This is a genomic window from Burkholderia sp. BCC1047, from assembly GCF_902833155.1.
Classification (GTDB): Bacteria; Pseudomonadota; Gammaproteobacteria; order Burkholderiales; family Burkholderiaceae; genus Burkholderia; species Burkholderia sola.
Map to the genome: position 1 here is coordinate 436151 of NZ_CADFEH010000001.1, position 26056 is coordinate 462206.

Here is a 26056-nt window from a genome sequence, read left to right on the forward strand (position 1 = left end):
CGGTTTCCTGTCGCGTGAAGGCAAACGATCTGTATCTAAAAATATATCTTTAGATATTATTTGGCGATCGGCAACTGGTAGAAATGGCAGTCGGCCGCACCGGCCGGCATCGTCGAAACAGCGGAAGGGGGCAGACAAGGGCGCGCGGGTTACGCGATGGCGAGTGCGTCGAGCGCTGCCGCGAGCGTTTGTGCGACGGACTGGCCCGAGGTATCGATGCGGCAGTGCGCGCAGGCGCGGTACAGCGATTCGCGCGCGTCGTGCAGCGCGGCGAGCGCCGCGCGCGGGTCGGCGACGTTCAGCAGCGGGCGGGACGCGTCGTCGCGCGTGCGGTGCCACAGGGTGTCGAGATCGGTCGCGAGGTGGATCACGAAACAGCGCTGGCCGAGCCGCGCGCGCGTGTCGTCGCGCAGCACGGCGCCGCCGCCGGTCGCGAGCACGAGCGCCGGCCCGCCCGTCAGCGCGTCGATCACGTCGGCTTCGCGTGCGCGGAAGTCGCCCGCATTGAATTGCACGGCGACGGGCGCGCCGAAGCGGCGTTCGAGTTCGCGATCGGCGTCGACGAACGGCAACGCGAGCGTGCGGGCCAGTGCGCTACCGATCGTCGTCTTGCCGGCGCCGGGCATGCCGACGAGCGCGATGCGCGTCGGGCCGGCCTGCGGGCGCGGGTTCACAGGCGGCTCCGCAGCGACGGCGCGCGGCGCGTCACGGCGGCGATGCGCTGCATCCGGACGTAGTTCGCGAGCGGGTCCAGCGCATCGGTGATGAAGGTGTGCGGCGCGCCGGCGGCCGTGTCCAGCGCAATGCCGGCGACCACGAGCGTGCCGTCGCACAGTGCGTCGGCGAGCGCGCCGATGCGCGCGCCAAGCGCCGGCGACGCAGCGCCGAGATCCGCAATGACGCGGCGCGAGCGCGGCCAGTCGACCGGCTCGGCCGCGCGTACCGGCCAGCGCGCCAGCAGGCCGCCGGGCAGCGGCGTCGCGGCGCGTGCAGCGGACGTTTCGAGCACCCGCCAGGTCAGCGGCGCCGCGGGCAGGCACGCGCGCCAGCGGCCATAGGCGGTCGCCGCGGTGTCGCCGATCGCCACCGCTGGAAGCCGCAGACGCTCGCAGCGCCGCAGCAGGCACGCGATGCCGGCGGCGTCGGGCGTGCCGCGCACGAACGGCAGCAGTTCCAGTTCGTCGTCGTATTCGGCGCGCAGCGCGCGCAGCCATCGCCCGGCGGCGAGCGGCAGGCAGTCCGCCGCCGCGATGCCGCACAGCACGAGCAGGCGATCGTCGCGACCGTCGCGAATCGCGAGCAGCCGGGCGGCGACGCGGGACGAAGCGGGCGCCGTCGTCATGATGCGGCGGGGCCGTCGGCGTGCCGGTCGGTACCGCCCGCGGCACGCGGATAGGCGCCGAGCACGCGCAGCTCGGAAGCGGCGAACGCAATCTCGTCGAGCGCGGCGCGCACGTTCGGATCGAGCGGATGCCCGCCGAAGTCGATGCAGTACCGATACGCATGGCCGGCGTCCCGTGCCGGGCGCACGTCGACCCACAGCAGCGGTGCGCGGTGGTGGGCGAGCGCGTCGAATACGCGCGCGAGCGCGTCGGGCGCATCGGTCGGCCGCAGCACGATGCTCGTGCGGTCGTGGCCGGTCGGCGCCGGCGTCTGGCCGCCGACGATCACGAAGCGCGTGCGGTTGTCCGGGTGATCCTGGATCGCGCTGGCGACGATTCGCAGTCCGTAAAGTGCGGCCGCAGGTTCGCCGGCGATCGCCGCGCAGTCATACAGGTGCGCGGCCTCACGCGCGGCCACCGCGTTGCTGGACACCGGGATGCGGCGCAGGCCGGGCGCATGCGCGTCGAGCCACGCGCGGCATTGCGCGAGCGCCTGCGGATGGCCGACCACGCTGTCGACGCCGGCGAGCGAGCCGCTGGCGCTCAGCAGGCAGTGCGCGACCGGCAGTTCGATCTCGCCGGTGACGGGCGCCGCTTGCGCGATCAGCAGGTCGAGCGTGCGGGTCACGGTGCCTTCGGACGAATTCTCGACCGGCACGACCGCGCATTCCGCGTCGCCGCGCGCGAGCGCGTCGAATACGGCGTCGATCGTCTCGTGCGCCTGCCCGCGGGCGAATTCGCCGAAGTGACGCAGCATCGCGGTTTCGGTGTAGGTGCCCGACGGGCCGAGGAACGCGACGGACGGCAGCGATTGCGCGTCACGGCTCGCGCTGAACAGCGTCTGCCAGATGGCGCGCAGGTCGCGGTCGCGCAGCCCCCACGGCGCGCGCGTGCACAGCTCGGCGACGATCGACGCTTCGCGGGCGGGCTGCCGCACCGCGAGCCCCGCATTCCGCTTGAGATGACCGATCTCGGTTGCGTGAGCGATGCGCTGGCCGATCAGCTCGAGAAGCTGGTCGTCGATCACGTCGATCTGCGCGCGGCGGCGTGCGATCGCATCGTCGACGGACGACGGGGCGGCAAGTTCGGTCGGCGTCATCGCGTATCGGTCCGTGAAGTCGCGGAAACGGCCGGCCGGTGCGGGGCGACGTGCGTCGCCGCGCCCGGCTGCATGCGGGCGACGGCGCGCGCGTATTCGGCCGCGAGCCGTTCGACGATTTCGGCGACGCTGAGCACCGCGTCCATCGCGCCGACGCCCTGGCCGGCCCCCCAGATGTCGCGCCACTGCTTCGCGCCGCCGTCCGGCGAGAAATCGAGCTGCGCGCCGTCGACCCGCGCGAGCCGCCGCGCGTCGAGCCCGGCCGCCTCGATGCTCTGGCGCAGGTAGTTGCCGTGGACGCCGGTGAACGCGTCGGTGTAGATGATGTCGGCGGCGCTGGCTTCGACGATCGTGTCCTTGTAGCGCTGCACCACGTTGGCTTCGTGCGACGCCAGGAAGCGCGTCCCGATGTATGCGAAGTCGGCGCCGAGCGCGCGCGCGGCGGCGATCGCGTCGCCGGTCGCGATCGCACCGGACAGCGCGATGAAGCCGTCGTAGAAGCGCCGCACTTCCGTGACCAGCGCGAACGGCGACAGCGTGCCGGCGTGGCCGCCCGCCCCCGCCGCGACGAGGACGAGGCCGTCGACGCCGGCTTCCAGCGCCTTCTGCGCATGTCGCACCGTCGTGACGTCGTGCAGCACGATCCCGCCGTACGCGTGGATCGCGTCGACGACGTCGCGCGACGGTGCGCGCAGGCTCGTGATCATCAGCGGCACGCGCCGGTCGATGCAGATGCGCAGGTCCTGTTCGACGCGCGGATTCGACGGATGGCAGATATGGTTGACCGCGTACGGGCCGACCGGCGCGTCGGGATGGGCCTCCCGGTACGCGCGCAGCGTGCCGTCGATCGTGTCGATCCAGTCGCCGAGCTGCGCGCTGAGCCGCGCGTTGAGCGCCGGAAATGCGCCGACGATCCCGCTCCTGCACTGGGCGAGCACCATCTCGGGATAGCTCGCGATCAGCATCGGAGACGCAATCACCGGCAGCCGGAGATTCTGCAGCGGAAGCGGAATCATGGTCGGGCTCCGGCTCGTTAGCGGGCGAGCGCCGCGCTGTCGCGCCGCTCTTCCAGGCGGCGGTGGAAGCCGTCGCGGCTTACGGCGCAGCGCGTATGCACGCCTTCGCCGACGACGCCCACCGCGTCGCGCACCTCGACCCGGTACGTCATCATGCGGCCGTCGACCTCGATCAGTTCTGCATCGACCGTCACTTCCCATTCGGGCGGCGTCGGTGCGAGATGCTTGATCTCGAAGTTGTAGCCGACCGTCATCTGCCCGGCCGGCAGCAGATGGTCGGTCGCCTGCATGCAGGTCTGTTCGATGAAGATGATCATGATCGGGCTCGCGAGCGCGTGCGCTTCGCCGCCCCATTGATCGGCGAGCGAAATCGTGTCGACGCGGTGGGTGGCGCGGGCACGCAGGCCAGTCTGGATAGTCAAGGGCAACTCCTGAACGGGTGAGGGAAGGGTGTGCGGTCACGCCGCGCGCGCCGTGGCGGCCGCGCGGCGTTGCATCTGGCTGAAGATGTTGCGGTAATGCATTTCCTCGGTGCCGCCGGCCGAGCCCATCGCGAGCGCGTCGGCGACGAAGGTGGCGAGCGGGCCGCGCCGGTAGCCGTCGCTGCCGTGAATCGCGAGCAGGTGCAGCGCGGCCTGCGCGAGATCGCGCGCGCCCGCGAGCTTCGCGATCGAGCAGTTCGCGAGCGCCTCGGGACGCTGCGCGACGAGCAGGTCGAGCGCCGCGCGCGCCGTCCAGCGAGTGCGTTCGATGCCGACCTGGACGTCGACCAGCCGGCGCTGCACGTGTTGATGCGCGTCCAGCGCGACGCCGAGCGTTTTGCGGGCGCTGGCGTGCGCGAGTGCGTCGGCGAGAAACGGCTGGGTGACGTTCGCGCACAGCAGGCCGAACAGTGCGCGATTCATCGACGCGATGTCCATCAGCAGGCGCAGCCCGTCGCCGGGCGTGCCGAGCAGTTCGTCGGCGTCGACGCGCACGCCGGACAGCGCGACGTCGCCGATCGGAAGATCCGCGACGCCGAACGTCGCCTGCGGGGCACTGCGCTGCACACCCGCGCGTTCAGGATCGATCAGCACCAGCGCGGTGGCCGGCTTGCCGTCGCCGGTCAGGGTCGCGACGATCATCATCAGGCGCGCTTCGGGCGCGTGGCTGATGTTGTACTTGTGGCCGTCGAGCCGGTAGTGGTCGCCGTCGCGAACGAGGCACGTTTCGAGCGCACGCACTTCGGTGCCGGTCCCTTTCTCCGAGATCGCTGTGGCGCCGATCGCGCCGGACAGCAGCGACGGCAGATGCCGTGTGCGCTGCGCGTCGGAACCGTATGCGACGAGCGCGCGAATCAGCGTCGCCTGATTCGCGAGCGCCATCGCGAAGCCGACGGAGCGCAGCGCCGCGGCGACCGCTTCGAACGCATCGACGAAGTCGTGCCACGTGCCGCCCGCGCCGCCGAGTTCGCGGGGGACCGGCACGCGCCACAGTCCCGCGTCGGACAAGGCATCCCACGCATCGCGATGGAAGGCGCCGCAAGGGGCGGACCGCGCATGGCGTTCGGCGATGTCCCGGTATGCGGCGGTCGTCGTGTGCTGTGCTTCGCAGGCGGTGAGAGTCATGTCGGGGCGCGAGACTTTGCATGGATCGTGTCGCCAATCTAATGAAAAGCCCGGGGGCGAGAAACTGTCAGTTATTGCACTTCGATGCGGTGCGCGGCGGCGGATGATTCGAGTGCAAGCGGGGTTGCGATGGGCGGCGGATCGAGATTGCCGGACGCGGACGTGATCGTGATGCCCGTCGCGCGCATTGGCGCGAGCGATGGCTGCCGGACGACCGCCGGACGATGGCGGTCACACCGTGCCGCTGTCGGCGGTATCGCGGCGCTTCGATGACGGAAGACGATCGCGCGTCGGTGGTGGGGCGACACGCGGTGGGATTGCCAATGCTTCGTCGTCCAGGTCGATTCGATTGAATTCGCAGTCCATATCATTCGGACAGCGGGGAATGCGTTCGTGTCGAATTCCCGATGCTCGTTTCGTTGCCGTCACACCTGCCGGGCGTCGGGCAGGCGTCGGTGGAGCGTGCGACGAATAAGCCGTCGGACGATCCGGAAGGCCCGACCCCGTCGCGCCGACGATCGGTGAAATCATGCCCGGCCTTGCTTCCGTGAAATTGTCATGCTAGTTTTTCATGAAATTTACCGGCGTAATTTTCACGGAAATCCGCATGTTCATGCAGTCCGACCGTCACGTCGCAAGCTATTACGCCGGCACCTACCCGGCGCCGATCCCGCATTGGCCGGCGCTGGACGAACGCGTCGACGCCGACGTGCTGGTCGTCGGCGCGGGCTTCAGCGGGCTGCATACGGCGCTGCGGCTCGCGCTCGCGGGAAAGCGCGTCGTCATGCTCGAAGCGAGCCGCGTCGCGTGGGCCGCATCGGGCCGCAACGGCGGACAGGCGCTGCTCGGCTGGTCGTGCGACATGCAGCCGCTCGAAGATGCGCTCGGCCGCGACGGCGCGCGCCTGCTGTGGGACAGCATGCGCTGGGCGGCGGCCGAGGTGCGCGAACTGCCGGCGCGGCACGGCTTCGACATCGATTACCGGCCCGGCAGCCTGTGGGCCGCGGTGCGGCCGCGGCGCGTCGCGATGCTCGCGCAGGCCCGCGACGAGGCCGCCGAGCGGTGGGGCTACGACCGGCTGCGCGTGATCGGCCGCGACGAGATGCCCGAATGGATCGGCGGCACGCGCTATCTCGCCGCGCTCCACGATCCGGAGGCCGGCCACCTGAACCCGCTGAAGCTCGCGCTCGGCCTCGCGCAGACGATCGAGCGCGCGGGCGGCCGCATCTTCGAACAGAGCCGCGTGCTCGACTGCCGCGAGACGGCCGGCGGCCACGTCGCCCGCACGGCGCGCGGCGAAGTGCGGGCGGACGTGCTGGTGCTCGCCTGCAATGCGTATGTCGACCGGCTCGATCGCGACCTCGCGCGCCGGCTGCTGCCGGTCGGCACGTACCAGGTCGCAACGGCGCCGCTCGCGCCCGACGTCGCGCATGCGCTGCTGCCGCGCAACAGCTGCGTGATCGACAACCAGTTCGTGCCCGACTATTTCCGCCTGAGCCCCGACAACCGGCTGCTGTTCGGCGGCGGCTGCACGTATCTCGGCGGCATCCCGGCCGATATCGCGGCGGCGACGCGCCCGCATCTCGAACGCGTGTTTCCGCAACTGGCCGGCGTGCCGCTCGACTACGCGTGGGGCGGTCACATCGACATCAGCATGCGCCGCACGCCGGACATCGGCCGCCACGGGCAGCGCTTCTGGCTGCAGGGTTTTTCGGGGCACGGCGTGCTGCCGACGCTCGCCGGCGCGCGCGCGGTGGCCGACGCCGTGCTCGGCGACGCACACCTGCTCGCGCAGTACCAACGCATTCGCAACCCGCGCTTTCCCGGCGGCGACCGGCTGGCCGCGCCGCTGGAGGCGATCGGCAAGGCCTGGTACCGCCTGCGCGATACCGTTTGATTGCACCGGAACTCATCATGAACGAACAGGAAGAGATAGAAAGTCTGGCGATCCTGATCCGCGATCTGCGCAAGCATCGCAAGGTCACGCTGAGCGATCTCGCCGAACGGATCGGCCGCTCGGTCGGCTTTCTGTCGCAGGTCGAGCGCGGGCTGTCGCGTCCGACGGTCGCGGATCTCACCGCGATCGGCGAGGCGCTTGGCGTGCCGACCACGTATTTCTACAGCCTGAGCAAGCCGCGCAGCGTGCCGTGGGTCACGCGGCCCGACGAACGCCGCACCGTGCATTACGCGGCCGGCATTACCGACATTCTCGTGTCGCCGAATATGCGTTCGCGCTTCTCGATCCTCGAAAGCCATCTCGGGCCGGGCGCGAGCAGCGGCGAGCGCCCGGTCGACGACAGCGACGAGCAGGGCGGCTTCGTGCTCGAAGGAGAACTGACGATCTGGATCGACGGCGACGATACGCCCGTCACGCTCGGCCCGAACGATGCATTTCAGCTTCCCGCGCACAAGCGCTTCCGCTATGCGAACCTGACCGACGCGCCGACGCGCGTGATCTGGGTATTCACCTGAGTTGAGTGGTCGGCGGGGCGGGCGGCGTCGCAATCCGTCACGCCACGCAGCCTGTTTGCAGTACTGATCGACATTTGGCATGCGTTGCACCGTGCGCCGCATGAATCCGGTTCGCCGCGTGGCGGCACCGCCCTACAAGACATCGAAAGGATGAGACATGGCTGACGTCGTTCCCGCGCTGGTCAGTGAAGTCCGCGCGTTCCGGCAGGCGCACCCCGAGATCCGTTATGTCGACCTGATCTGCCTCGACCTGCCCGGACATTTCTACGGCAAGCGCTATCCGATCGATGCGCTCGAGAAAGTCGCGTCCGGCTCGCTGCTGAAGCTGCCGCAGAACTGCGTGCTGCTCGGCACGCAGGGCGGCCTCTACAAGATCGGCGATTACTGTTTCAACGACGGCGATCCCGATGCGCCGCGTCGCCTGATCCCGGGGACGCTGAAGCCCGTGCGCTGGGAGCGGCAGCCGCTCGCGCAGATGCTGATCAGTTCCGACGGCACCGATTCGCCGATCGAATTCGAGCCGCGCGAAGTGCTCGCGCGCGTGCTGCGGCGGTTCGCGGCGCGCGGCATCCGGCCGGTCGTCGCATTCGAGCTCGAGTTCTATCTGTTCGCCGCGCAGCTCGAGGAAGGGTTGCCGCAGTATCCGCGCGACCGCCTGAGCGACGACCGCGACGATCAGCCGAACATGCATATCGAGCGCCTGTCGCGCTTCTCCGACGTGCTGCACGAGATGGTCGACGCCGCGTGCGAGCAGGGCGTCGATGCGACGGTGATCACCGCGGAGCTCGGGCCCGGCCAGTTCGAGATCAATTTCGGGCATACCGACGACGCGCTGCGCGCGGCCGACTGGTCGGCGCTGTTCTGCCGCAGCACGCGCGGCGTCGCGTTGCGGCATGGCTATCGCGCGAGCTTCATGGGCAAGCCGTATCTGCATGCGCCGGGCAGCGGGATGCACGTGCACGTGAGCCTGTATGACGACGCGGGGCGCAACGTGCTTGCCGCGGGCGGGCAGCGGCCGTTGCGGCATGCGGTGGCCGGCTGCCTCGCGCTGCTGCCGCATTGCATGCCGGTATTCGCGCCGAATCACAATGCGTTTCGCCGTTACGGGTCGATGGTGAACGCGGCGAGCCGCGCGAGCTGGGGTTTCGAGGATCGCGACGCGTGCATCCGGATTCCGGAATCGGACACACGCAACCTGCGGATCGAACACCGGCTCGCGAGCGCGGATGCGAACCCGTACCTGGTGCTGGCGGCGATCCTGAGCGGGATGGAGCACGGGCTCGATGCGCGGCTCGAGCCGATCGCGCCGCTCAACGACGATCGCGGCAGCGGCATCGATTTTCCGAAGGAGATGCTGTCGGCGGTCGCCGCGATGCAGGATCATCCGGCCGTGCGAGACGGGCTCGGCAGCGAGTTCGTGATGGTGTATTGCGAGAACAAGCGGCAGGAGGAGCTGGATTTTCGCAACGAAATCGGCGCGCGGGAGTATCGGTGGTTTCTGTGATGGCCGCGCGCGTCGACGCAGCCGGCTACGGGAGTGCGCGCCAGTAGCGCACTTCCTCGATCGGCGTACCGTCGATCTCGAAGGTCTTGACGTCGCGTTCGGCGACGAAACCTTCGCGTTCGTAGAACGCCCGTGCCCGACGGTTTCTGACCAGCACCCACAGCGACACCCACGCATGGCCCGCGTCATGCAGCGATCGGCATGCATGGTGGACCAGCAACGCGCCGATGCCTTGCCCGCAATGCGACGGATGCAGATAGATCGCTTCGATTTCGCCCCAGGCACAATCCTTGTCGGTGTCGCGCGTCGGACCGTAGGCGATCCAGCCGGCCGGTGCGTGGTTCGTGAACGCGAGCGCGACGCTCGGCCGGCCTGCGTCGAGTGCGTGGCGCCACGCGGCCGTCCGTTTTTCGACTGACAGGCCGGCGGCGAGGAACGGAGCCGGCATGATGTCCGTGTAAGTGGCTTGCCACGACGCGACGTGGATGTCGGCGATGGTCGATGCATCGGCGGCGGTGGCCGCGCGGATGTCGATCGTCGTGTTCGGTGTCATGCGTGCCCCGTGTGATCGGTTGCCGTGTGCCGCATCGCCGCTCTCTTCGAGCGCACCATGCCGCGAAGCGGCTTCGCGGCATGGCATGCTCGACGCCCTTACTCCCCGAGCTTCGACGTCACGCACCCCGTGCTCGAGCATTCGCGCTCACGTTCGCGCAGGAACGACAGCCGCGACTGCGTCATGTCGTTCGCGCACTGGATATCGACGAGGTAGCTGCTGCCGCGCGTTTCACTGCACTGCGCGTCGCGTTGTTTCAACCACGCGAGCTGGCCGGCCTTCAGCGTTGCCTGCTGATCGCCGCTCAGTTGCTTGCGCAGCCGGCCGTATTCGTCGTTGAGATCTCGGTCGGACTGCGAGAACTGCGTGCTCGTGCAATACACCTGGTCGAACGCGCTGCGCGGCTTCCCGCAGCCGGCCGCGTGCGCGGCGAACGGAACGGCAAGCGCGAGCAGCGCACAGGATGCGAGCAGATTCTTCTTCATGGTGAGTCTCCTGACGGGGTGAAAACCGGTGAATCCGACGGGCGATACCGTCGTTTATCGGGGTGTCGTACACGCGTCGATGCCGCCCGCGATCGCGGCGGACAGGCGCTGGATTGTTTCGCGCCGCGCGAGCCGCGCTTCCTCGTCCGGATTGACGATCACGCCGGCTTCGACGAGCACGGCCGGAATCGGCGCGGTGCGCAGCACGACGAGATCGTCGAAGCGGTGGATGCCGAGTGGCGGGTCGATCAGCGGGCGGTTCTCGCCCTTGATCGGTTGCGCGTGATACAGCGACGGCCGTTCGCCGGCCGCGACCAGCCGTTCGGCGATCGCCTTCGCGCAACGCAGGCTTTCCGCATAGTGCGGATTGCGTTCCGACACGAACACCGAGAAGCCGCGGAATTCGCGCTGCCGCCCCGCGTCGATGAACTGCTGCTGCATCGAGTCGTGATGGATCGACACGAACAGGTTTGCGTCGGGCGCCTGCGTCGAACGCCGATCGAGCGCGATCTCGCGGCCGTCCGCCGATATGCGCAGCACGCGGTCGCCGTGCGCGGCGAGCGTGTCGGCGACCGCGCCGGACAGGTCGAGGTTGTACAGGTATTCGACGCGGCCGCTCGCGCCGGTGGAGCCCGGGTGCGCGGGCGTATGGCCGGTGTCGACGACGATGTAGCGCCCGCTCGCGGGCTCGGTAACGGAAGCGCCGGAAGCGCCGCGGACACCGGCGGCGTCGGCCGCGTGCAGCGCCAGCGGTGCGCCGAGCAGCGGGGCGCACGCGAGCACGCGCGCGGCGGCGCGCACCAGCGGGCGAAGGCGTCGGAAGGTTCGGTTCGTCATTGTTGTTGTCGAGAAGGGCGTATGGCGCGTCGAACGGCGCGCCACCGTCGGCCTGCTCTATGCAGTCGGAATGTCGCGCGATTATAGCGGGTGGCGACGACGCCGCAATGACGAACGGCGGTGCTCAGGCCAGCACGCGCCGGGCCGCCAGCATGCCCCAGTACGACGCTTCCTCGAACAGCGACAGCCCGGACAGGTCCGCATGCGCGAACACGACGGGGCCGTCGGCATCGCGCAGCGCGAGCAGCCCCGGCCGACTCAGGAAGCCGACGTCGGGCGTGGCCATCGCATGGCCGCGCACGGTGATCTCGAGTGCGGTCGCATGCTTCCACAGCTCGCGTCCGTACACGGCTTGCAGATCGGTTGCCGCCTGCTCGCGCAACGCGTCGGGTTTCGCCTGCGCGAGCCAGCGGCGCGTCTCGTCCGGCGTTTGCGCGCTCAATGCCTGATAGGCGGAGAACACGGAGCGCGTCGGCGGCGACATCCGGATCAACTGGTGCGTCGACACGACATAGCCGAGCCCCGCGCCGTCGTAGACGACGTTGTCCCACGCGAGCGGCACGCCGGCTTCCTCGGCCGGCATGCCGTCGAGCAGGAAGTTGGACACGAGCCACGGCGCGCGCGGCGGCAGGTCGCGCGCGGGTTCGAAGCCGTACGCGGCGAGCTGCGGAAACACGCGCGCCGCGACGAACAGCGGCATCGCGCATACGACCCGGCGTGCCTTCAGCATGAACGTCGACAGCGTGCCGTCGTGGCCGACGCGGGCGCACAGCACGTCGACGCCGCCCGCGCGTTCGGTTGCGCGTACCGCGAAGCCGTCCCGCGACCATGCGTTCGAGCCGGTGCGCGCGGCGATCGAATCGCTCAGCTTCGTCACCATCGTGTGTAGCCCGTCGGGCCAAGTCAGCACCGCGCCGTCGCCCGCGTCCCCCGCATGGCCGCCGCGCGACGAGAAATAGTGCAGTCCGGCCCACGCGGACACGTGCTCGTAACCGGCGCCGTAGTCGTCGCGGCAGCAGTAGTCCAGATACCAGTGCAGCGCCTTCGCGGTGTAGCCCTCGTCGCGCAGCCACTGGCGAAACGAGCGCCGGTCGAGTGCGCGCCAGCGCGGGTCGCGCGACGATTCCGCGATCGGGATGCAGAACACCTTGCGGCCGTCGGCGCCGCGCGCGGTGCGCAGCCCGTCCGTGTACGCGAAGAAGCGCGCCTGCTGCGCGAGTGCGTCGGCGTCGAGGCCGGCGGTCGGCACGATGCCGTCCTGCCACTGCCCGCCGATGAACAGCCGTTCGTCGGGTGCATGGACGAGGGCACGCTCGTCGTACACGGGGCGCGCGGAGAACGGCGCGGATTCGATCACGCCGAGATCGGCGAGCATGTCGCGCAGATGCGCGGATTCGAGCGACGGCAGCGGCAGGTAGTGCGCGCCCTTCGGATAGCCGAGCGCGCCGAAGCGCCCGCCGGCCGCGTTGCCGCCGAATTCGGGCCCGGCGAGCACCGTGAAGCGCGTATGGCCCGCGCGCGCGAGCTGCCATGCGCACGACAGCCCGGCCGCGCCGGCGCCGAGAATCGCGACATCCGTGTCGATCGTGCCGGACGGCAGCGGCAGCGTCGCATGGTCGCGCAGCACATGGCCTTCGCGCATGCCGGGGTAGTCGACGCGCGGCGTCGTCTCGATCCAGCCGGTGCGGCCGCAGGCGGCGAGCGACGCGGCCGCCGACGCGACGAGGAACGTGCGGCGATTCATCAGCGCAGCACGTGCTTCCAGTCGTCGTCGAAGCGGCGCACGAGCGGCTGGTCGTTGAGTTCGTTCGGCGACATCGGCAGCGCCGGCATGTCGGCCGGAAAGTGGAACATCTCGGCGGCGGTTCGCGGATCGAGCCAGCGCGTCGGCACCGAGTAGTGCGTCGGCACCGTGAAATCGCGGCGCTTGCCGGCGATCACGAAGCCCCAGTCGCCGAACGACGGCACGTAGCAGTGGTACGGCCACGTGTTGAGCCCGGCTTCGCGCAGCGTCGCGATGATGGTCCAGTACGCGTGCGGCGCGAAATACGGCGACGTCGACTGGATCACCGTGTAGCCGTTCTCCGACAGGTGCCGCGCGAGCAGCCGGAATACCGGCACCGAATACAGGCGGCCGAGCCCGAAGTTGGTCGGATCGGGGAAGTCGACGACGATCGCGTCGTACACGTCGGCATTCGATTCGAGCCAGCGCACCGCGTCGTCGTTGATCACCTGCACGCGCGGGTCCTTCAGCGCGCCCTGGTTCAGCTTGACGAGCGGCGCGGACGTCGAGAACAGCTTCGTCATCGCGGGATCGAGATCGACGAGCGTGATCCGTTCGAGATGGCGGTGCTTGAGCAGTTCGCGCACCGCGAGGCCGTCGCCGCCGCCCAGCACGAGCACGCGCTTCGCCCACGGCAGCGCTTCGATGGCCGGATGGATCAGCGCTTCGTGATAGCGGTGCTCGTCGCGCGACGAGAATTGCAGGTTGCCGTTCAGGTACAGCCGCATGTCGTCGTGCCACTGCGTGAGCACGATGCGCTGGTACGGCGTCGTTTCCGAATAGATCGTCTCGTCGCCGTATACGCCGTGTTCGGCCCAGTGCGTGATGCGCTCCGACAGCGCGAACCCGGCGATCAGCAGCCCGATCACGAGCGACGCGCGCATCAGCTTGCCGCGCACGTTGCGGATTTCGTCGCGGAACAGGTGGGTCGTCCACAACGCGACGAATGCGTTCAGGAGACCGAACAGGAAGCTCGTGCGCAGCAGGCCGAGACGCGGCGCGAGCACGAGCGGGAAGATCAGCGATACGGCCAGCGAGCCGAGATAGTCGAAGGTCAGCACCTCGCTGACGGTATGGCGGAACGCCTGGCGGCGCTGCTGGAACGCGCGCATCACGAGCGGAATCTCCATCCCGATCAGCAGGCCGAGCGCGAGCACCAGTGCGTAAAGCGCCGCGCGAAACGGTGCGGCGAGCCACGCGAACACGACGAACAGCAGCGCGGCCGATACGCCGCCGAGCAGGCCGACGAGCAGCTCGATGTCGACGAAGCGGTCGAGCACGTCGTCGTCCTCGACGAACTTCGCGAGCCACGAGCCAATCCCCATCGCGAACAGGTAGCAGCCGATCACCGACGAGAACTGGAGGATCGAATCGCCGAGCAGATAGCTCGACAGCGCGCTGCTGATCAGTTCGTAGCCGAGCCCGCACGACGCGAGCACGAGAATCGACAGGACGAGCGCACGCTTATGCAGCATCGCGCATCCGTTGTGCAGTGTTCGGCAATGTGGATATACTGGCGCGGATTTTCGGCTGGCGGCCCCGTGCGGGCCGACCGGCGACGGGGCGGCGAACCGAGCACAAAATCCGAGGAAAAGAATGAATAGTGCCTATCTTTATGCGGTTCATTTACTGTCGGCGTTCGTGCTGCTTCTTGTGTTCGCGGCAGTGTACCTGAAGGTCACCCCGTTCGACGAACTCGCGCTGATCCGCGACGGCAACGCGGCCGCGACGCTGTCGTTCGGCGGCGCGCTGATCGGTTTCTGCCTGACGCTCGCGTCCAGCATCGCGCACAATTCCACGCTCGGCGAAGTCGTGATCTGGGCCGTCGGCGCGATGGTCGTGCAACTGATCACCTATGCGGTGCTGACGCGCGTGATGCCCGGCATGAATCATGCAATCGAGGATCGCAACGTCGCGATGGGCGGCCTGATGGGCACCGCGTCGCTCGTCGTCGGCATCATCAATGCCGCCTGCCTGACCTGACGCGCCACGCGTTTCGAGGAGACCGACATGAGTCTGGGTTCATTCATCCGCAAGCAGTTCATCGACGTCCTGCAATGGACGGAAGACACCGACGGCGTGCTGGCCTGGCGCTATCCGATGGAAGACCAGGAAATCCAGTACGGCGGCAAGCTGACCGTGCGCGAAACGCAGGTCGCGATCTTCGTCAACGAGGGCAAGGTCGCCGACGTGTTCCAGCCGGGGCTCTATACGCTGGAAACGCGCACGCTGCCGGTGCTCACGAACCTGAAGAACTGGGATAAATTCTTTCAGTCGCCTTTCAAGTCGGACGTCTACTTCTTCAGCACGCGGCTGCAGCTGGGCCGGCGCTGGGGCACCGCGCAGCCGGTGACGATCCGCGATCGCGAGTTCGGCTTCGTGCAACTGCGCGCGTTCGGCATCTACTCGTACCGGATCGTCGATGCGGCCGCATTCCATCGCGAGGTCAGCGGCACGCGCGCGGCCTATACGGTCGACGATCTCGAGCAGCAACTGCGCAACCTGGTCGTCACCGCGATGAGCACGACGTTCGGCTCGGCCGACGTGCCGTTCGTCGACATGGCCGCGAACCAGTCGCTGCTGTCGCAGCGCGTGGCCGACGCGCTGGTGCCGGTGTTCACGCGCTACGGGCTCGCGCTCGACGCGTTCGCGGTCGAGAGCGTGTCGCTGCCGGCCGAGCTGCAAAAGGCGCTCGACTTGCGGATCGGAGCGGGGATGGCCGGCGATCTCGCGCGCGCCACGCAATACCAGACCGCGCAGGCGATTCCGCTCGCCGCGCAAAACCCGGGCGGCATCGCCGGGGTCGGCGCGGGGCTGGCCGCCGGTGCGGCGATCGGGCAGGCGATGGCCGGCCAGATCGCGGGCGCCGCGCAACCGGCGCAGGCTGTGCCGCCCGCGCCCGTTGCGGCGCCGGTGGCCGCGGCGGCGGCCGAGAGCACCGATTACGTGCAGCGGCTCGAGCAGTTGAAGGCGCTGCTCGACAAGGGCCTCGTGACCGAAGACGACTATTCGCGCGCGAAGGCCGAGATCCTCGCGAAGCTCACGCGGTAAGCGTCGCGCATGTTCCGTACCTCGTGCCCCCAATGCGGCGCGCCGGTCGAGTTTCGCTCGGCCGCGGCGGTGATGGCCGTCTGCGCGTTCTGCCGCAGCACGCTGCTCAAGCGCGGCGCCGACGTCGAGCGCATCGGCGAACTGGCCACGGTGCTCGACGATGCGTCGCCGATCCAGATCGGCACGGCCGGGCGCTACGGCACGCGCGCGTTCACGGTGCTCGGGCGCATCCAGATGACCTACGACGCCGGCGCGTGGAGCGAATGGTACGTCGTGTTCGACGACGGCGCGTTCGGCTGGCTGTCGGATGCGTCGGGCCAGTACGCGATCACGGTGCGCGAACCCGACGATGCGGCAGGCGCCGCGTGGCCCGCATTCGGCACGCTCGAGCCGGGCATGCGGATCGACCACGGCGGCCGCGCGTATCTGGTGTCCGACGTGCGTAGCGCACGCTGCACGGGCGGCGACGGCGAGCTGCCGTTCCGCGTCGATGCTGGTTGGGAGGCGCGCGTCGTCGACCTGCGCACCGGCAATGCATTCGCGACCTACGACTATTCCGACGCCGAGTCGAACGCCGGGAGCCCGGCCGTCTATTCGGGCGAGGCGCTGGAATTCGATGCGCTCGGGTTCACGGGCTTGCGCGATACCGAAAACGATACGCGCGAGCAGCGCGGCGCGGAGATGGTGCCGTTCGCGTGCCCGAGCTGCGGTGCGCCGCTGTCCTATGCGCCGAACGTGGCCGACTACGTCGTATGCGGTAGCTGCCATGCGGGCGTGCAGTGCACGGCCGAGCAGCAGACCGTGTTCGCGGCGCAGCGCAAGCTGGAATCGGTGAAGGGCGCGCTCGAACTCGGCGCGATCGGCACGTTCGACGGCGTGAAGTACACCGTGATCGGCATGATGCGCTGCCGCGTGCCGGGCGACGCCGAGACCTGGGACGAATACCTGCTGCTGAACCCGAAGCGCGGCTTCCTGTGGCTCGTGCAAAGCGAAGGGCGCTGGGAACGCGTGCAGGTGCTCGACCATTGGCCGACGATCGGCAGCGAATCCAGCGTGACCGATGGCGGCAAGACCTACCGTTTGCGCGAGGAATACGAATCGGAGGTCGTCTACGTGGTCGGCGCATTCAACTGGCGCGTGCAGGCGGGCGACCGCACGTCGATCATCGATTACGGCTGGCAGAAGGACAAGCTCACGCGCGAGCGCAGTGACGCAGAGATCGTCTGGTCGCGTGCGCGGCCGCTGACGGGCAGCGCGCTCGCCGAGCGTTTCGGCACGCCGGCGCTGGCGACGACCACAGCCACCGCGGCTGCCGCGGGCGCCACCGAATCGATGGGCCTGTTCGGCAGGAAGGGGCCGCACAGTTTCGCGCCGCTGCCGTTCATGTTCAGCGCGTTGCTCGTGATCTTCAACCTGGGTTCGCTGTTCTCGTTCACCGGACGCTCCGTGTACGTGCTGGTCGGCCTGCTGGTGCTGTGGCTGCCGGAATGGCTGTGGGCGCGTTTTGCGTCGGACGGGGGCAACGCGTGATCCGGTACATCCTCTACGGCATCTACGGCCTGATCGTCGTCACGCTGTTCAGTTGCGCGTCGATCGGCGGCGGTTCGGGCGGCGGCGGGTGGGGCAGTTCGTCGGCGCGCAGCGGCTACTCGTCGTACGGGTCGCACAAATGACCGCGCGCGACGGGATCGCGCCGCCCTGCGCGGTGCTCGGCTCGCACGTGCTGGCCGACCTGGCCGGCATCGACGCGGCGCTGCTGCGCGACGCCGCGCGACTCGAGGCGATCCTCACCGACGCGGCGCAACGGGCCGGCGCGCGCGTGATCGGCGCGCACTTCCATCATTTCGGCGGCGAGCATGGCGTGACGGGTGTCGTGCTGCTGGCGGAGTCGCACATCACGATCCATACGTGGCCCGAGCATCGTTTCGCGGCCGTCGACGCATTCATGTGCGGCGCGGCGCGCGCGGCCGACGCGGTCGATGCGATCGCCACGGCGCTCGGCACGCAGGCGCAGGTTCGGCAGCAGGTGGCGCGGGGCGGTGCGTCGCTCAGTGCGGCAGCGCTTCCGCTTCGGCCCAGCGCTTGAACGAATCGAGACGCCGGCGCGTGTGCACGAGATAGAACGCGCCGATCAGCGGTTCGAGCAGCCAGCGCAGCCAGGACGGCTGCGCACGGAAGTGGTACGTGAACTTCACCTCGGTCGACCCGGGCGTGTGCTCGGTGAAGTTCCAGCTGCCGCTGAAGCGTTCGAGCACTTTCGGCCCTTCGACCATTTCGACGGCGGCGACCTGCGGCGGACGGTACGAGATGTAGCGCGATACCATCGTCGCACCCGACTGGCTGCGGCAGAACGCGTCGACGCCGACGTCGGCGGTCGTTCCGTCGAGCAGATACGCATCGATCAGGAAGTTGTCCCACACGAGCCGCCGTCCGTAATCCTGCGACCACGTGAACAGGCGTCTGCGATCGACGCCGACGGTCCGGCTGACTGAGATCCTCATGAGGGCGCGCGCCAGGGTTCGGATTGGGATGCAATCGAGTGTATCGCGCCAATAACCTGTGTTTCGTCAGACTTCGTCAAGTCGAGCGCGTTCTCGAATGGACGCGATTGACGCACCTCGGGATTTCCCCTAGGATTCATTTCAACCCTTCGGGACAGACCCGGAGCGTTTCAATCTCTTGAGGGAGCCTCATGAGTACGCAACAGAACCGGCGCTTCGACGCGCTCGTTTTCATTGGTCGTTTCCAGCCTCCGCATCGTGGTCACCTGAACGTGCTGAAGTCGGCGCTGAGCCGGGCCGAGCGCGTGTGCGTGCTGATCGGGTCGACCGACAAGCCCCGCACCATCAAGGATCCGTTCTCGTTCGACGAGCGCCGCCAGATGCTGGCTTCGCTGCTCGACGCGTCCGAGCGCGACCGCGTGACGATCGCCCCGCTGCAGGATTCGACCTACAACGACGGCGACTGGGTGCGCTGGGTGCAGGACGCGGTGGCCGGCGCGCTCGGCGACGTCGCGCAGCGCAAGGTCGGGCTGATCGGCCACGAGAAGGACGCCACGTCGTATTACCTGCGGATGTTCCCGCAATGGGAGCTCGTCGACGTCGACGCGACGGAAGACATTTCCGCGACCGAGATCCGCGATCAGTATTTCGCCGAACGGACCAACAGCTTCGTGCAGTGGGCCGTGCCGGAACCCGTGTTCGGCTGGCTCGAGCGGTTCCGCACGCAGCCGGAATTCGCGCAACTGAAGTCGGAAGCCGAATTCATCGCCGCGTATCGCAAGGCCTGGGCGGCCGCGCCGTATCCCGTCACGTTCGTGACGGTCGACGCGGTGGTCGTGCACTCCGGGCATATCCTGCTCGTGCGTCGTCGCAGCGAACCGGGCCGCGGCCTGTGGGCGCTGCCGGGCGGCTTCGTGAACCAGGACGAGCGGCTCGATGCGGCGTGCATTCGCGAACTGCGCGAGGAAACCGGCCTCAAGCTGCCGGAGCCCGTGCTGCGCGGTTCGATCAAGGATCGCCAGGTGTTCGATCACCCGACGCGTTCGCTGCGCGGCCGCACGATCACGCATGCGTGCCTGTTCAACTTTCCGACCGGCGAGCTGCCGCGCGTGAAGGGCAGCGACGACGCCGACAAGGCGCGCTGGGTCCCGCTCAACGAATTCGCGCAGATGCGCAACGTGATGTTCGAGGATCACTTCGACATCGCGTATCACTTCCTGGGGAAGCTGTGACGCGCTGATTCCCCGCATTCGGTCCGCCGCGACAGACGCGGCGGCACTTCAACGGCCTAGAGGAGCTCTAGCCATGCAAAACGATCCCGGCGGCTTTGCCGCGGTTCTCGCCAATCCGATTCTCAACACGGATTCGTACAAGGCTTCCCACTTCCTGCAATACCCGCCGGACGCATCGGCGATGTTCTCGTACGTCGAATCGCGCGGCGGCCGTTACGACCGCACGCTGTTCTTCGGCTTGCAGATGCTGCTGAAGGAGTATCTGTGCAAGCCGGTCACGCACGCGATGATCGACGACGCGCGCGATTTCTTCGCCGTGCACGGCGAGCCGTTCAACGAAGCCGGATGGCGTCATATCGTCGAGCACTACGACGGCTATCTGCCGGTGAAGATCCGCGCGGTGCCGGAAGGCTCGATCGTGCCGGTGCACAACGTGCTGATGACGGTCGAATGCGACGATCCGCAGGTGTTCTGGCTCGCGTCGTATCTCGAGACGATGCTGTTGCGCATCTGGTATCCGGTGACGGTGGCGACCCGCAGCTGGCACCTGCGGCAAACGATTTGCCGCTTCCTCGAAAGGACCGACGACGATCTCGCGCAACTGCCGTTCAAGCTGCACGACTTCGGCGCGCGGGGCGTGTCGAGCGCGGAATCGGCCGCGATCGGCGGCGCCGCGCACCTCGTGAGCTTCATGGGCTCGGACACGGTGCTTGGCGTGCTGGCCGCGAACCGCTTCTATCGCGAACCGATGGCCGCCTACTCGGTGCCGGCGGCAGAGCACAGCACGATCACGTCGTGGGGGCGCGAAGGCGAGGCCGATGCGTATCGAAACATGATCAGCCGCTTCGGTCTGCCGGGCGCGATCGTATCGGTCGTATCGGACTCCTATGATCTGTTCGCCGCGCTCGATCTGTGGGGCGGCGAACTTCGGCAGGCGGTGATCGATTCGGGCGCGACGCTCGTCGTGCGTCCCGATTCCGGCGACCCGGTGACGATCGTGCTGCAAACGGTGCGGGCGCTCGACGCATCGTTCGGGTCGACCGTGAACGGCAAGCGGCGGCGCGTGCTGAACCACGTGCGCGTGATCCAGGGCGACGGCGTCGACGAGCAGTCGATCGAAGCGATCCTCGTCGCGCTCGACGAGGCGGGCTACGCGGCCGGCAACGTGGTGTTCGGCATGGGCGGTGCGCTGTTGCAGCGGGTGAATCGCGATACGCAGCGCTTCGCGATGAAGTGCTCGGCCATCCGGCGCGGCGGCGTGTGGCACGACGTCCGCAAGGATCCGGTCACCGATCAGGGCAAGCGCTCGAAGCAGGGGCGGTTGACGCTGCTGCGCAATTGGCGCACCGGCGAGTATCGGACGGTGACGTTGCCGGTTGCGTGGGACGATCGTGCGCTGGAAGGCGAATGGGACGAGGCGCTCGAGACGGTGTTCGACACCGGGCGTTTGCTCGTCGATACGTCGTTCGCCGAGGTGAGGGCGAGGGCGCACGCGGGGGAGGTGTGATGCAGGCGGCGGGGCATCCCGCCGCTGTGCAGCCGGCTCGCTTCACTTGCCGGTCAGCACCTGGCTGTCGGCATCCGTCGGCGCACCGCCGCGCTCCACCGCCCGCGCCGCCTCCATCGCTCGCGCAAGCGCATCGAACACCGCCGGCCCCTTGCAGCGCGACACGTTGAAGCGCAGGTACGACGTCGCGCTGCGCGACGCGCTGAACACGTCGCCGGGCGCGAGCACCACGTCGTGGTCGAGCGCATGACGCGCGACGCGCGCCGCGTCGAGCCCGTCCGGCAATTGCGCCCACACGAACAACCCGCCGCGCGGCTCCGTCCAGATCCCGAGCCCGGCTCGCGCGAGGCGCCGGATCGTCTCGCCCATCGCATCCGCGAGCCGCGCGCGCAGGCTGTCGAGATGGCGCCGGTACGTGCCGTCGATCAGCAGCCGATGCACGACGTTCGCGCCGATCTGCGCGTTGCCGAACGACGTCGCGAGCTTCAGGTCGACGAGCGCGTCGATCCATTCCGGCCGCGCGGCGACATAGCCGCAGCGGATCGCGGCCGACAGCGTCTTCGAGAAGCTGCCGATCGACACGACGCGCGACAGCCCGTCGAACGCCGCGAGGCGCGGCGCGGGCGTGCTCTCGAAATCCGCGAAGATGTCGTCCTCGACGATCAGCAGCCCGTGCTCGGCCGCGAGCGTCAGCAGCCGGTGCGCGACCGGCGGCGCGAGCGTCGCGCCGGTCGGGTTGTGCAGCGCTGCGTTGGTGATGTACAGGCGCGGTCGATGCTCGGCGAGTGCTTGCTCGAAGCGCACGAGATCGGGGCCGTTCGGCGTGAACGGCACGCTGACGATTCGTGCACGGTGCGCGCGCAGCAGCGCCTGGAAGTTGAAGTAGCACGGATCGTCGAGCACGACGGTATCGCCGGGCTCCAGCAGCAGGCGGCACACGAGGTCGAGCGCGTGCGTGCCGCCGTCGGTCAGCATGATCTGCGCGGGTTCCGCGTGGACGCCGTGCTGCGCGAGCCGCCACGCGAGCTGCTGGCGCAGCGCGGGCAGGCCGAGCGGCGTCGCATAGTCGGTCAGCGCATCGGCTTCGTCGCGCGACACGGCGCGCAGCGCGCGACGCAGGCTTTCGTCGGGCAGCCACGACGACGGCAGCCATCCACAGCCGGGCTTCACCGACGTCGGCGCCGCTTCGAGCGACTGGCGCGACAGCCACAGCGGATCGAGCTCGCGATCGAGGCGCGGGCCCAGTTCGGCGAGCGCGAGCGGCGGTGCGTGGCCCGACACATAGAAGCCCGAACCGCGCCGGGCGACGAGCACGCCTTCGCTCGCGAGCCGCTCGTACGCATCGACGACCGTCGATTTCGATACGTCGAGCGCGTCGGCCATCATCCGGATCGACGGCACGCGCGCACCGGGCATCAGCGCGCGGCTCGCGATCCGCGCGCGCAGGGTGTCCATGACGGTTTCCACGCGCGTGCGCGACGGCGCGGGTGGAGCGGGCATCGGGGCGGAAGGGCGCATGGCGAACGATGAACTGTACGGTCGGTTGTTCAGTACAGTTTGTCTGAATTGTATTGGGCTGTAGCTTACGCCGTTTTCGCCGGCGGCGGATCATCGGTCATCCATCTTCCATTCAGGGTTGACCGTGCAAAAGACGACCGACGGATGGCTCAGCGGCATGCTGGGCGTCATCATCTTCAGTGGCTCGCTGCCCGCGACACGGGTCGCGGTGCAAGGGCTCGACCCGCTGTTTCTCACGTTCGCCCGCGCGACGATCGCCGGCGCGCTCGGCCTGCTGCTGCTCGTCGTGCTGAAGCAGAAGCGGCCGTCGCGCGCCGAGGCCGTGTCGCTGGCCGTCGTCGCGCTCGGCGTCGTGGTCGGTTTTCCGTTGCTGACGGCGCTTGCGCTGAAGCACGTGACGTCCGCGCATGCGATCGTGTTCGTCGGGCTGCTGCCGCTCGCGACCGCGCTGTTCGGCGTGTGGCGCGGCGGCGAGCGGCCGCGGCTGCCGTTCTGGATCTTCTCGATCGTCGGCAGCGGCGCGGTGGCCGCGTTCGCGCTGCGCAACGGCGGGCACGCGTCGGTGGTCGGCGATGCGCTGATGCTGGCCGCGATCGTCGCGTGCGGGCTCGGTTATGCGGAAGGTGCGCGCCTGTCGCGCCAGCTCGGCGGCTGGCAGGTGATCTCGTGGGCGCTCGTGCTGTCGCTGCCGCTGATGCTGCCGCTCACGTGGCTGACGTGGCCCGCGTCGTTCGACGGCGTCGATGCCGCCGCGCTGTGGGGGCTCGCGTACGTGTCGCTGTTCAGCATGTTGATCGGCTTCGTGTTCTGGTATCGCGGGCTGGCGCTCGGCGGGATCGCGGGCGTCGGCCAGTTGCAGCTGCTGCAGCCGTTCTTCGGCTTCCTGCTCGCGGCCGGGCTGCTGCACGAGACGGTGCCGCCGTCGATGGTCGTCGTGACGGTAATCGTGGTCGGCTGCGTGGCGGGCGCGAAGTACTTCTCGAAGATGGCGCCCGTGCAGCGCATGGGGTGATGCAGGCGCCACGGCTGGCGGTAAGCCCGTTGCTGCCGAACGCACGATAGCGATCCTGCGCCCGGCAGCAAGACCCCAGGCAAAACGGCCAGGCTGCCGGTTGCGGCAAGCCTGGCCGTTGGCGTTCGTCACGCCGCGCGCGGGTTACTCGAACGTTTCGAGCGCGAGCAATTCGCCGATCGTCTGCCGGCGGCGGATGAGCCGCGGCGTGCCGCGATCGACGAGCACTTCCGGCGCGAGCGGCCGGCTGTTGTAGTTCGAGGACATCGACGCGCCGTACGCGCCGGCGTCGTGAAGGAACAGCAGGTCGCCGATCTGCGGCTGCGCGAGCTTGCGGTGCGTGACCACGCCGCCTGCATCCTGCGTGAACACGTCGCCCGATTCGCACAGCGGCCCGGCGATCGCGAGATCGACGAGCGGCCGGCCGGCGGGCAGCGCGCCATCGTGCGCGTGCACCGACACCGCGTGATAGCTGCCGTACATCGACGGGCGCATCAGGTCGTTGAAGCCCGCGTCGATCAGCACGAAATCGTGCTTCGGCCGACGGTTGACGGCCTGCACCTCGGTGACGAGCGTGCCGGCTTCGGCGACCAGAAAGCGGCCCGGTTCGATCTCGATGCGCACCGGGTGGCCGAGATGCCGTTCGATGCGCTTGCGCGCGGCGTCCCACTGGCTGAAGTAGTGACCGACGTCGACGCGCGGCTCGCCGTCGCGATACGGAATCGACAGGCCGCCGCCGGCCGAGATCGCGTCGATGTCGTGGCCGAGCGACGTGACGAGATCGACCATCGCATCGCACACCTGCGACAGGTGGCCGTAGTCGACGCCCGACCCGATGTGCATGTGGATGCCGACCAGCTTCAGCCCGTACTGGCGCACGATCTCGATCGCGCGCGGCACGTCGTCGATCCAGATGCCGTGCTTGCTCTGCGGGCCCCCGGTGTTGGTCTTGTTGCTGTGGCCGTGGCCGAACCCGGGGTTGACGCGCAGCCACACGCGGTGGCCGGGCGCGTGCTCGCCGATGCGCGCGAGCATGTCGAGCGAGCCGGCGTTCACGGTCACGCCGTGCTTCAGCACCGCCGCGAGCGTCGGGCGGTCGATCAGGTCGGCCGTGAAGACGACACCTTCCGGCTCGCCGCCCGGGCTGAACCCGGCCGCGAGGCTGCGCTCGATCTCGCCGAGCGACACGGCGTCGACGCATGCGCCTTCGTCGCGCATCAGCTGCAGGATATGGACGTTCGAGTTCGCCTTCTGCGCGTAGCGGATCACGTCGAATTGGCGCAGTTGGGCGATGCGGTCGCGAATGACGTCGGCGTCGTACACCCACAGCGGGGTGCCGTATTGCTGCGCGAGCGTCGCGAGCTGGCGGGAATCGAGGGACATGGCGGATGAATCGGATCGAATGAACGGATAGCCGGATGATGCGCCTGATTGGCTATACAGTAAAATGCCTGTTTATCTTCATTCGATTCATTTCTGATATACACGACCATGCTGACGCACCGTCATATCGAGGTTTTCCGCGCGCTGATGGTCACCGGCAGCACGACGCGCGCGGCCGAGATGCTGTACACGTCGCAGCCGACGATCAGCCGCGAGCTGGCGCGGATGGAGCAGGTCGTCGGCTTTGCGCTGTTCGAACGCGCGCACGGCCGGCTGCGGCCGACGATGGCCGCGCTCACGCTGTTCGACGACGTGCGGCTCGCGTATGCGGGGCTCGAGCGCATCGCGGCGACGGCCGCACGCCTGCGCGAGTTTCGCGACGGGCAACTGTCGGTAATCGCGTTGCCGGCGTTCTCGCACGCGATCCTGCCCGGTGCATGCCGGCGCTTTCACGACGCGCATGCGGGCGTCAGCGTGTCGGTCGCGACGCAGGAGTCGCCGGTGCTCGAGGAATGGCTCACCGCGCAGCGTTATGACCTCGGACTGACCGAGCGCGACGTCGCGCCGGCCGGCACCGTGCTTACGCCGTTGCTCGAAGTCGATGAAGTGTGCGTGCTGCCCGGCGGCCATCCGCTGCTCGCGCAGGACGCGATCGACCTGCTGGATCTCGCCGATCGCCCGTTCGTGAGCCTGTCGCTGAACGATCCGTATCGCATCCTGATCGACGAGGCGTTCGCGCAACTCGGCGTCGCGCCGCGCTCGGTGGTCGACACGCCGTCGGCCGTGTCGGTGTGCGCGTTCGTGCGGCAAGGGCTCGGCGCCGCGATCGTCAACCCGCTCACGGCGCTCGATTTCGTCGGCCGCGACCTGCACGTGCGGCCGTTGACGCGGTCGTTTCCGTACCGGGTCAGCGTGATCGTGCCCGAGCATCGGCCGAAGAACCTGCTCGTCGACGCGTTCGCCGATGCGCTGCGCGCCGAAGCGAAGGCGATCCGCCGCCGGCTGGCCGCCCACCTCGGCTAGCTGTGAAGCTTCAATAGGTTGTATCGATGGTTCATCCGGACTGAGTCTGGGAGACTGGAAGTCGCCAAACACCCAACCTTCCAGGAACCCA

26 protein-coding genes are annotated in these 26056 nt (G+C 68.7%); 12 read left to right on the top strand and 14 right to left on the bottom strand.

Translation table 11 applies throughout. The annotated features are described in order from the left end of the window. Positions 1 to 149: 149 nt before the first annotated feature. Genes HWX55_RS01805 through HWX55_RS01830 form a run of 6 tightly spaced genes read right to left on the bottom strand, consistent with a single transcriptional unit; the run spans position 150 to position 5104 of the window. The gene (locus tag HWX55_RS01805) at positions 150 to 674 is read right to left on the bottom strand and encodes a shikimate kinase (protein ID WP_175973491.1); all 525 of its coding nucleotides are present in this window, start codon (positions 672 to 674) and stop codon (positions 150 to 152) included. Further along, on the bottom strand, positions 671 to 1342 hold the full coding sequence (locus HWX55_RS01810; RefSeq protein ID WP_050014935.1) for a hypothetical protein: 672 nt from the start codon (positions 1340 to 1342) through the stop codon (positions 671 to 673). Before HWX55_RS01810 ends, HWX55_RS01805 begins: the two co-directional genes overlap by 4 nt. Beyond that, on the bottom strand, positions 1339 to 2481 hold the full coding sequence (gene pheA / locus HWX55_RS01815) for a prephenate dehydratase (protein WP_175973493.1): 1143 nt from the start codon (positions 2479 to 2481) through the stop codon (positions 1339 to 1341). The genes HWX55_RS01810 and pheA overlap by 4 nt, the downstream gene beginning before the upstream one ends. Then, the gene (locus HWX55_RS01820) at positions 2478 to 3497 is read right to left on the bottom strand and encodes a nitronate monooxygenase family protein (RefSeq protein WP_175973495.1); all 1020 of its coding nucleotides are present in this window, start codon (positions 3495 to 3497) and stop codon (positions 2478 to 2480) included. Before HWX55_RS01820 ends, pheA begins: the two co-directional genes overlap by 4 nt. Positions 3498 to 3514: 17 nt before the next feature. After that, complete coding sequence (locus tag HWX55_RS01825) at positions 3515 to 3919, bottom strand: hotdog domain-containing protein (RefSeq protein ID WP_050014941.1); 405 nt, start codon at positions 3917 to 3919, stop codon at positions 3515 to 3517. Between the two features lie 36 nt (positions 3920 to 3955). Then, the gene (locus tag HWX55_RS01830; protein ID WP_175973497.1) at positions 3956 to 5104 is read right to left on the bottom strand and encodes an acyl-CoA dehydrogenase family protein; all 1149 of its coding nucleotides are present in this window, start codon (positions 5102 to 5104) and stop codon (positions 3956 to 3958) included. A gap of 607 nt (positions 5105 to 5711) precedes the next feature. Here HWX55_RS01830 and HWX55_RS01835 point away from each other — a divergent pair. The 3 genes from HWX55_RS01835 to HWX55_RS01845 all read left to right on the top strand — a co-directional run bounded on the left by HWX55_RS01835 (position 5712) and on the right by HWX55_RS01845 (position 9080). Then, the gene (locus tag HWX55_RS01835; protein WP_175973499.1) at positions 5712 to 7001 is read left to right on the top strand and encodes an FAD-binding oxidoreductase; all 1290 of its coding nucleotides are present in this window, start codon (positions 5712 to 5714) and stop codon (positions 6999 to 7001) included. 17 nt (positions 7002 to 7018) lie between these two features. After that, positions 7019 to 7576 carry an XRE family transcriptional regulator gene (locus HWX55_RS01840; protein ID WP_175973501.1) on the top strand — a complete coding sequence of 186 codons (558 nt, stop codon included), beginning with the start codon at positions 7019 to 7021 and terminating at the stop codon, positions 7574 to 7576. 157 nt (positions 7577 to 7733) lie between these two features. Next, positions 7734 to 9080 carry a glutamine synthetase family protein gene (locus tag HWX55_RS01845; protein ID WP_175973503.1) on the top strand — a complete coding sequence of 449 codons (1347 nt, stop codon included), beginning with the start codon at positions 7734 to 7736 and terminating at the stop codon, positions 9078 to 9080. A 25-nt stretch (positions 9081 to 9105) separates the two neighbouring features. Here the strand turns inward: HWX55_RS01845 and HWX55_RS01850 are convergent, their stop codons facing one another. The 5 genes from HWX55_RS01850 to HWX55_RS01870 all read right to left on the bottom strand — a co-directional run bounded on the left by HWX55_RS01850 (position 9106) and on the right by HWX55_RS01870 (position 14213). After that, a complete protein-coding gene (locus HWX55_RS01850) occupies positions 9106 to 9633 on the bottom strand; it encodes a GNAT family N-acetyltransferase (protein WP_175973505.1) in 528 nt (175 codons plus the stop codon). Positions 9634 to 9731: 98 nt separating this feature from the next. Beyond that, entirely contained in the window at positions 9732 to 10118 is a 387-nt protein-coding gene (locus tag HWX55_RS01855; RefSeq protein ID WP_089470254.1) for a lysozyme inhibitor LprI family protein, read from the bottom strand. Between the two features lie 54 nt (positions 10119 to 10172). After that, complete coding sequence (locus tag HWX55_RS01860; RefSeq protein ID WP_175973507.1) at positions 10173 to 10955, bottom strand: N-acetylmuramoyl-L-alanine amidase; 783 nt, start codon at positions 10953 to 10955, stop codon at positions 10173 to 10175. Between the two features lie 124 nt (positions 10956 to 11079). Further along, the gene (locus HWX55_RS01865) at positions 11080 to 12699 is read right to left on the bottom strand and encodes an NAD(P)/FAD-dependent oxidoreductase (protein WP_175973509.1); all 1620 of its coding nucleotides are present in this window, start codon (positions 12697 to 12699) and stop codon (positions 11080 to 11082) included. Next, positions 12699 to 14213 carry a polyamine aminopropyltransferase gene (locus tag HWX55_RS01870; RefSeq protein WP_175973511.1) on the bottom strand — a complete coding sequence of 505 codons (1515 nt, stop codon included), beginning with the start codon at positions 14211 to 14213 and terminating at the stop codon, positions 12699 to 12701. The genes HWX55_RS01865 and HWX55_RS01870 overlap by 1 nt, the downstream gene beginning before the upstream one ends. A gap of 121 nt (positions 14214 to 14334) precedes the next feature. Here HWX55_RS01870 and HWX55_RS01875 point away from each other — a divergent pair, with 121 nt between their 5' ends. The 5 genes from HWX55_RS01875 to speD are packed head-to-tail and all read left to right on the top strand — an operon-like array spanning position 14335 to position 17875. Beyond that, positions 14335 to 14721, top strand: coding sequence for a DUF350 domain-containing protein (locus tag HWX55_RS01875; protein ID WP_175973513.1), 387 nt, complete (start codon positions 14335 to 14337; stop codon positions 14719 to 14721). Positions 14722 to 14748: 27 nt separating this feature from the next. Further along, the gene (locus HWX55_RS01880; RefSeq protein ID WP_175973515.1) at positions 14749 to 15789 is read left to right on the top strand and encodes an SPFH domain-containing protein; all 1041 of its coding nucleotides are present in this window, start codon (positions 14749 to 14751) and stop codon (positions 15787 to 15789) included. A 9-nt stretch (positions 15790 to 15798) separates the two neighbouring features. Next, the gene (locus HWX55_RS01885; RefSeq protein ID WP_175973517.1) at positions 15799 to 17319 is read left to right on the top strand and encodes a DUF4178 domain-containing protein; all 1521 of its coding nucleotides are present in this window, start codon (positions 15799 to 15801) and stop codon (positions 17317 to 17319) included. Further along, positions 17316 to 17462: a hypothetical protein gene (locus HWX55_RS01890; protein ID WP_175972952.1), complete on the top strand. Its 147-nt coding sequence runs from the start codon at positions 17316 to 17318 to the stop codon at positions 17460 to 17462. Before HWX55_RS01885 ends, HWX55_RS01890 begins: the two co-directional genes overlap by 4 nt. Further along, on the top strand, positions 17459 to 17875 hold the full coding sequence (speD, locus tag HWX55_RS01895; RefSeq protein ID WP_175973519.1) for an adenosylmethionine decarboxylase: 417 nt from the start codon (positions 17459 to 17461) through the stop codon (positions 17873 to 17875). Before HWX55_RS01890 ends, speD begins: the two co-directional genes overlap by 4 nt. Here the strand turns inward: speD and HWX55_RS01900 are convergent. Then, a complete protein-coding gene (locus HWX55_RS01900) occupies positions 17838 to 18290 on the bottom strand; it encodes an SRPBCC family protein (RefSeq protein WP_175973521.1) in 453 nt (150 codons plus the stop codon). The genes speD and HWX55_RS01900 overlap by 38 nt on opposite strands. Positions 18291 to 18481: 191 nt before the next feature. Here HWX55_RS01900 and HWX55_RS01905 point away from each other — a divergent pair, with 191 nt between their 5' ends. Then, complete coding sequence (locus HWX55_RS01905) at positions 18482 to 19522, top strand: bifunctional nicotinamide-nucleotide adenylyltransferase/Nudix hydroxylase (RefSeq protein ID WP_069617299.1); 1041 nt, start codon at positions 18482 to 18484, stop codon at positions 19520 to 19522. Between the two features lie 73 nt (positions 19523 to 19595). Continuing rightward, positions 19596 to 21029: a nicotinate phosphoribosyltransferase gene (locus tag HWX55_RS01910; protein WP_175973523.1), complete on the top strand. Its 1434-nt coding sequence runs from the start codon at positions 19596 to 19598 to the stop codon at positions 21027 to 21029. A 42-nt stretch (positions 21030 to 21071) separates the two neighbouring features. Here the strand turns inward: HWX55_RS01910 and HWX55_RS01915 are convergent, their stop codons facing one another. After that, a complete protein-coding gene (locus HWX55_RS01915) occupies positions 21072 to 22547 on the bottom strand; it encodes a PLP-dependent aminotransferase family protein (protein ID WP_175973525.1) in 1476 nt (491 codons plus the stop codon). A gap of 124 nt (positions 22548 to 22671) precedes the next feature. On the opposite strand from HWX55_RS01915, the gene HWX55_RS01920 reads away from it, so the two are divergent. Then, a complete protein-coding gene (locus HWX55_RS01920) occupies positions 22672 to 23559 on the top strand; it encodes a DMT family transporter (protein WP_175973527.1) in 888 nt (295 codons plus the stop codon). Positions 23560 to 23703: 144 nt separating this feature from the next. On the opposite strand, the gene lysA is transcribed toward HWX55_RS01920, so the two are convergent. Further along, positions 23704 to 24942 carry a diaminopimelate decarboxylase gene (gene lysA / locus HWX55_RS01925; protein ID WP_175973529.1) on the bottom strand — a complete coding sequence of 413 codons (1239 nt, stop codon included), beginning with the start codon at positions 24940 to 24942 and terminating at the stop codon, positions 23704 to 23706. A gap of 108 nt (positions 24943 to 25050) precedes the next feature. Here lysA and HWX55_RS01930 point away from each other — a divergent pair, with 108 nt between their 5' ends. After that, positions 25051 to 25965: a LysR family transcriptional regulator gene (locus tag HWX55_RS01930; protein ID WP_175973531.1), complete on the top strand. Its 915-nt coding sequence runs from the start codon at positions 25051 to 25053 to the stop codon at positions 25963 to 25965. Positions 25966 to 26056: the final 91 nt, after the last annotated feature.

Bases quoted from the DNA above. Each gene is read 5' to 3' on its own strand.
- HWX55_RS01820 (WP_175973495.1), bottom strand. From the start codon at position 3,497: ATGATTCCGCTTCCGCTGCAGAATCTCCGGCTGCCGGTGATTGCGTCT.
- HWX55_RS01905 (WP_069617299.1), top strand. From the start codon at position 18,482: ATGAGTACGCAACAGAACCGGCGCTTCGACGCGCTCGTTTTCATTGGT.
- HWX55_RS01810 (WP_050014935.1), bottom strand. From the start codon at position 1,342: ATGACGACGGCGCCCGCTTCGTCCCGCGTCGCCGCCCGGCTGCTCGCG.
- HWX55_RS01915 (WP_175973525.1), bottom strand. From the start codon at position 22,547: ATGCGCCCTTCCGCCCCGATGCCCGCTCCACCCGCGCCGTCGCGCACG.
- HWX55_RS01855 (WP_089470254.1), bottom strand. From the start codon at position 10,118: ATGAAGAAGAATCTGCTCGCATCCTGTGCGCTGCTCGCGCTTGCCGTT.
- pheA (WP_175973493.1), bottom strand. From the start codon at position 2,481: ATGACGCCGACCGAACTTGCCGCCCCGTCGTCCGTCGACGATGCGATC.
- HWX55_RS01850 (WP_175973505.1), bottom strand. From the start codon at position 9,633: ATGACACCGAACACGACGATCGACATCCGCGCGGCCACCGCCGCCGAT.
- HWX55_RS01910 (WP_175973523.1), top strand. From the start codon at position 19,596: ATGCAAAACGATCCCGGCGGCTTTGCCGCGGTTCTCGCCAATCCGATT.
- HWX55_RS01840 (WP_175973501.1), top strand. From the start codon at position 7,019: ATGAACGAACAGGAAGAGATAGAAAGTCTGGCGATCCTGATCCGCGAT.
- HWX55_RS01875 (WP_175973513.1), top strand. From the start codon at position 14,335: ATGAATAGTGCCTATCTTTATGCGGTTCATTTACTGTCGGCGTTCGTG.
- HWX55_RS01830 (WP_175973497.1), bottom strand. From the start codon at position 5,104: ATGACTCTCACCGCCTGCGAAGCACAGCACACGACGACCGCCGCATAC.
- HWX55_RS01835 (WP_175973499.1), top strand. From the start codon at position 5,712: ATGTTCATGCAGTCCGACCGTCACGTCGCAAGCTATTACGCCGGCACC.
- HWX55_RS01865 (WP_175973509.1), bottom strand. From the start codon at position 12,699: ATGAATCGCCGCACGTTCCTCGTCGCGTCGGCGGCCGCGTCGCTCGCC.
- HWX55_RS01880 (WP_175973515.1), top strand. From the start codon at position 14,749: ATGAGTCTGGGTTCATTCATCCGCAAGCAGTTCATCGACGTCCTGCAA.
- HWX55_RS01885 (WP_175973517.1), top strand. From the start codon at position 15,799: ATGTTCCGTACCTCGTGCCCCCAATGCGGCGCGCCGGTCGAGTTTCGC.
- HWX55_RS01870 (WP_175973511.1), bottom strand. From the start codon at position 14,213: ATGCTGCATAAGCGTGCGCTCGTCCTGTCGATTCTCGTGCTCGCGTCG.
- lysA (WP_175973529.1), bottom strand. From the start codon at position 24,942: ATGTCCCTCGATTCCCGCCAGCTCGCGACGCTCGCGCAGCAATACGGC.
- speD (WP_175973519.1), top strand. From the start codon at position 17,459: ATGACCGCGCGCGACGGGATCGCGCCGCCCTGCGCGGTGCTCGGCTCG.
- HWX55_RS01845 (WP_175973503.1), top strand. From the start codon at position 7,734: ATGGCTGACGTCGTTCCCGCGCTGGTCAGTGAAGTCCGCGCGTTCCGG.
- HWX55_RS01930 (WP_175973531.1), top strand. From the start codon at position 25,051: ATGCTGACGCACCGTCATATCGAGGTTTTCCGCGCGCTGATGGTCACC.
- HWX55_RS01860 (WP_175973507.1), bottom strand. From the start codon at position 10,955: ATGACGAACCGAACCTTCCGACGCCTTCGCCCGCTGGTGCGCGCCGCC.
- HWX55_RS01900 (WP_175973521.1), bottom strand. From the start codon at position 18,290: ATGAGGATCTCAGTCAGCCGGACCGTCGGCGTCGATCGCAGACGCCTG.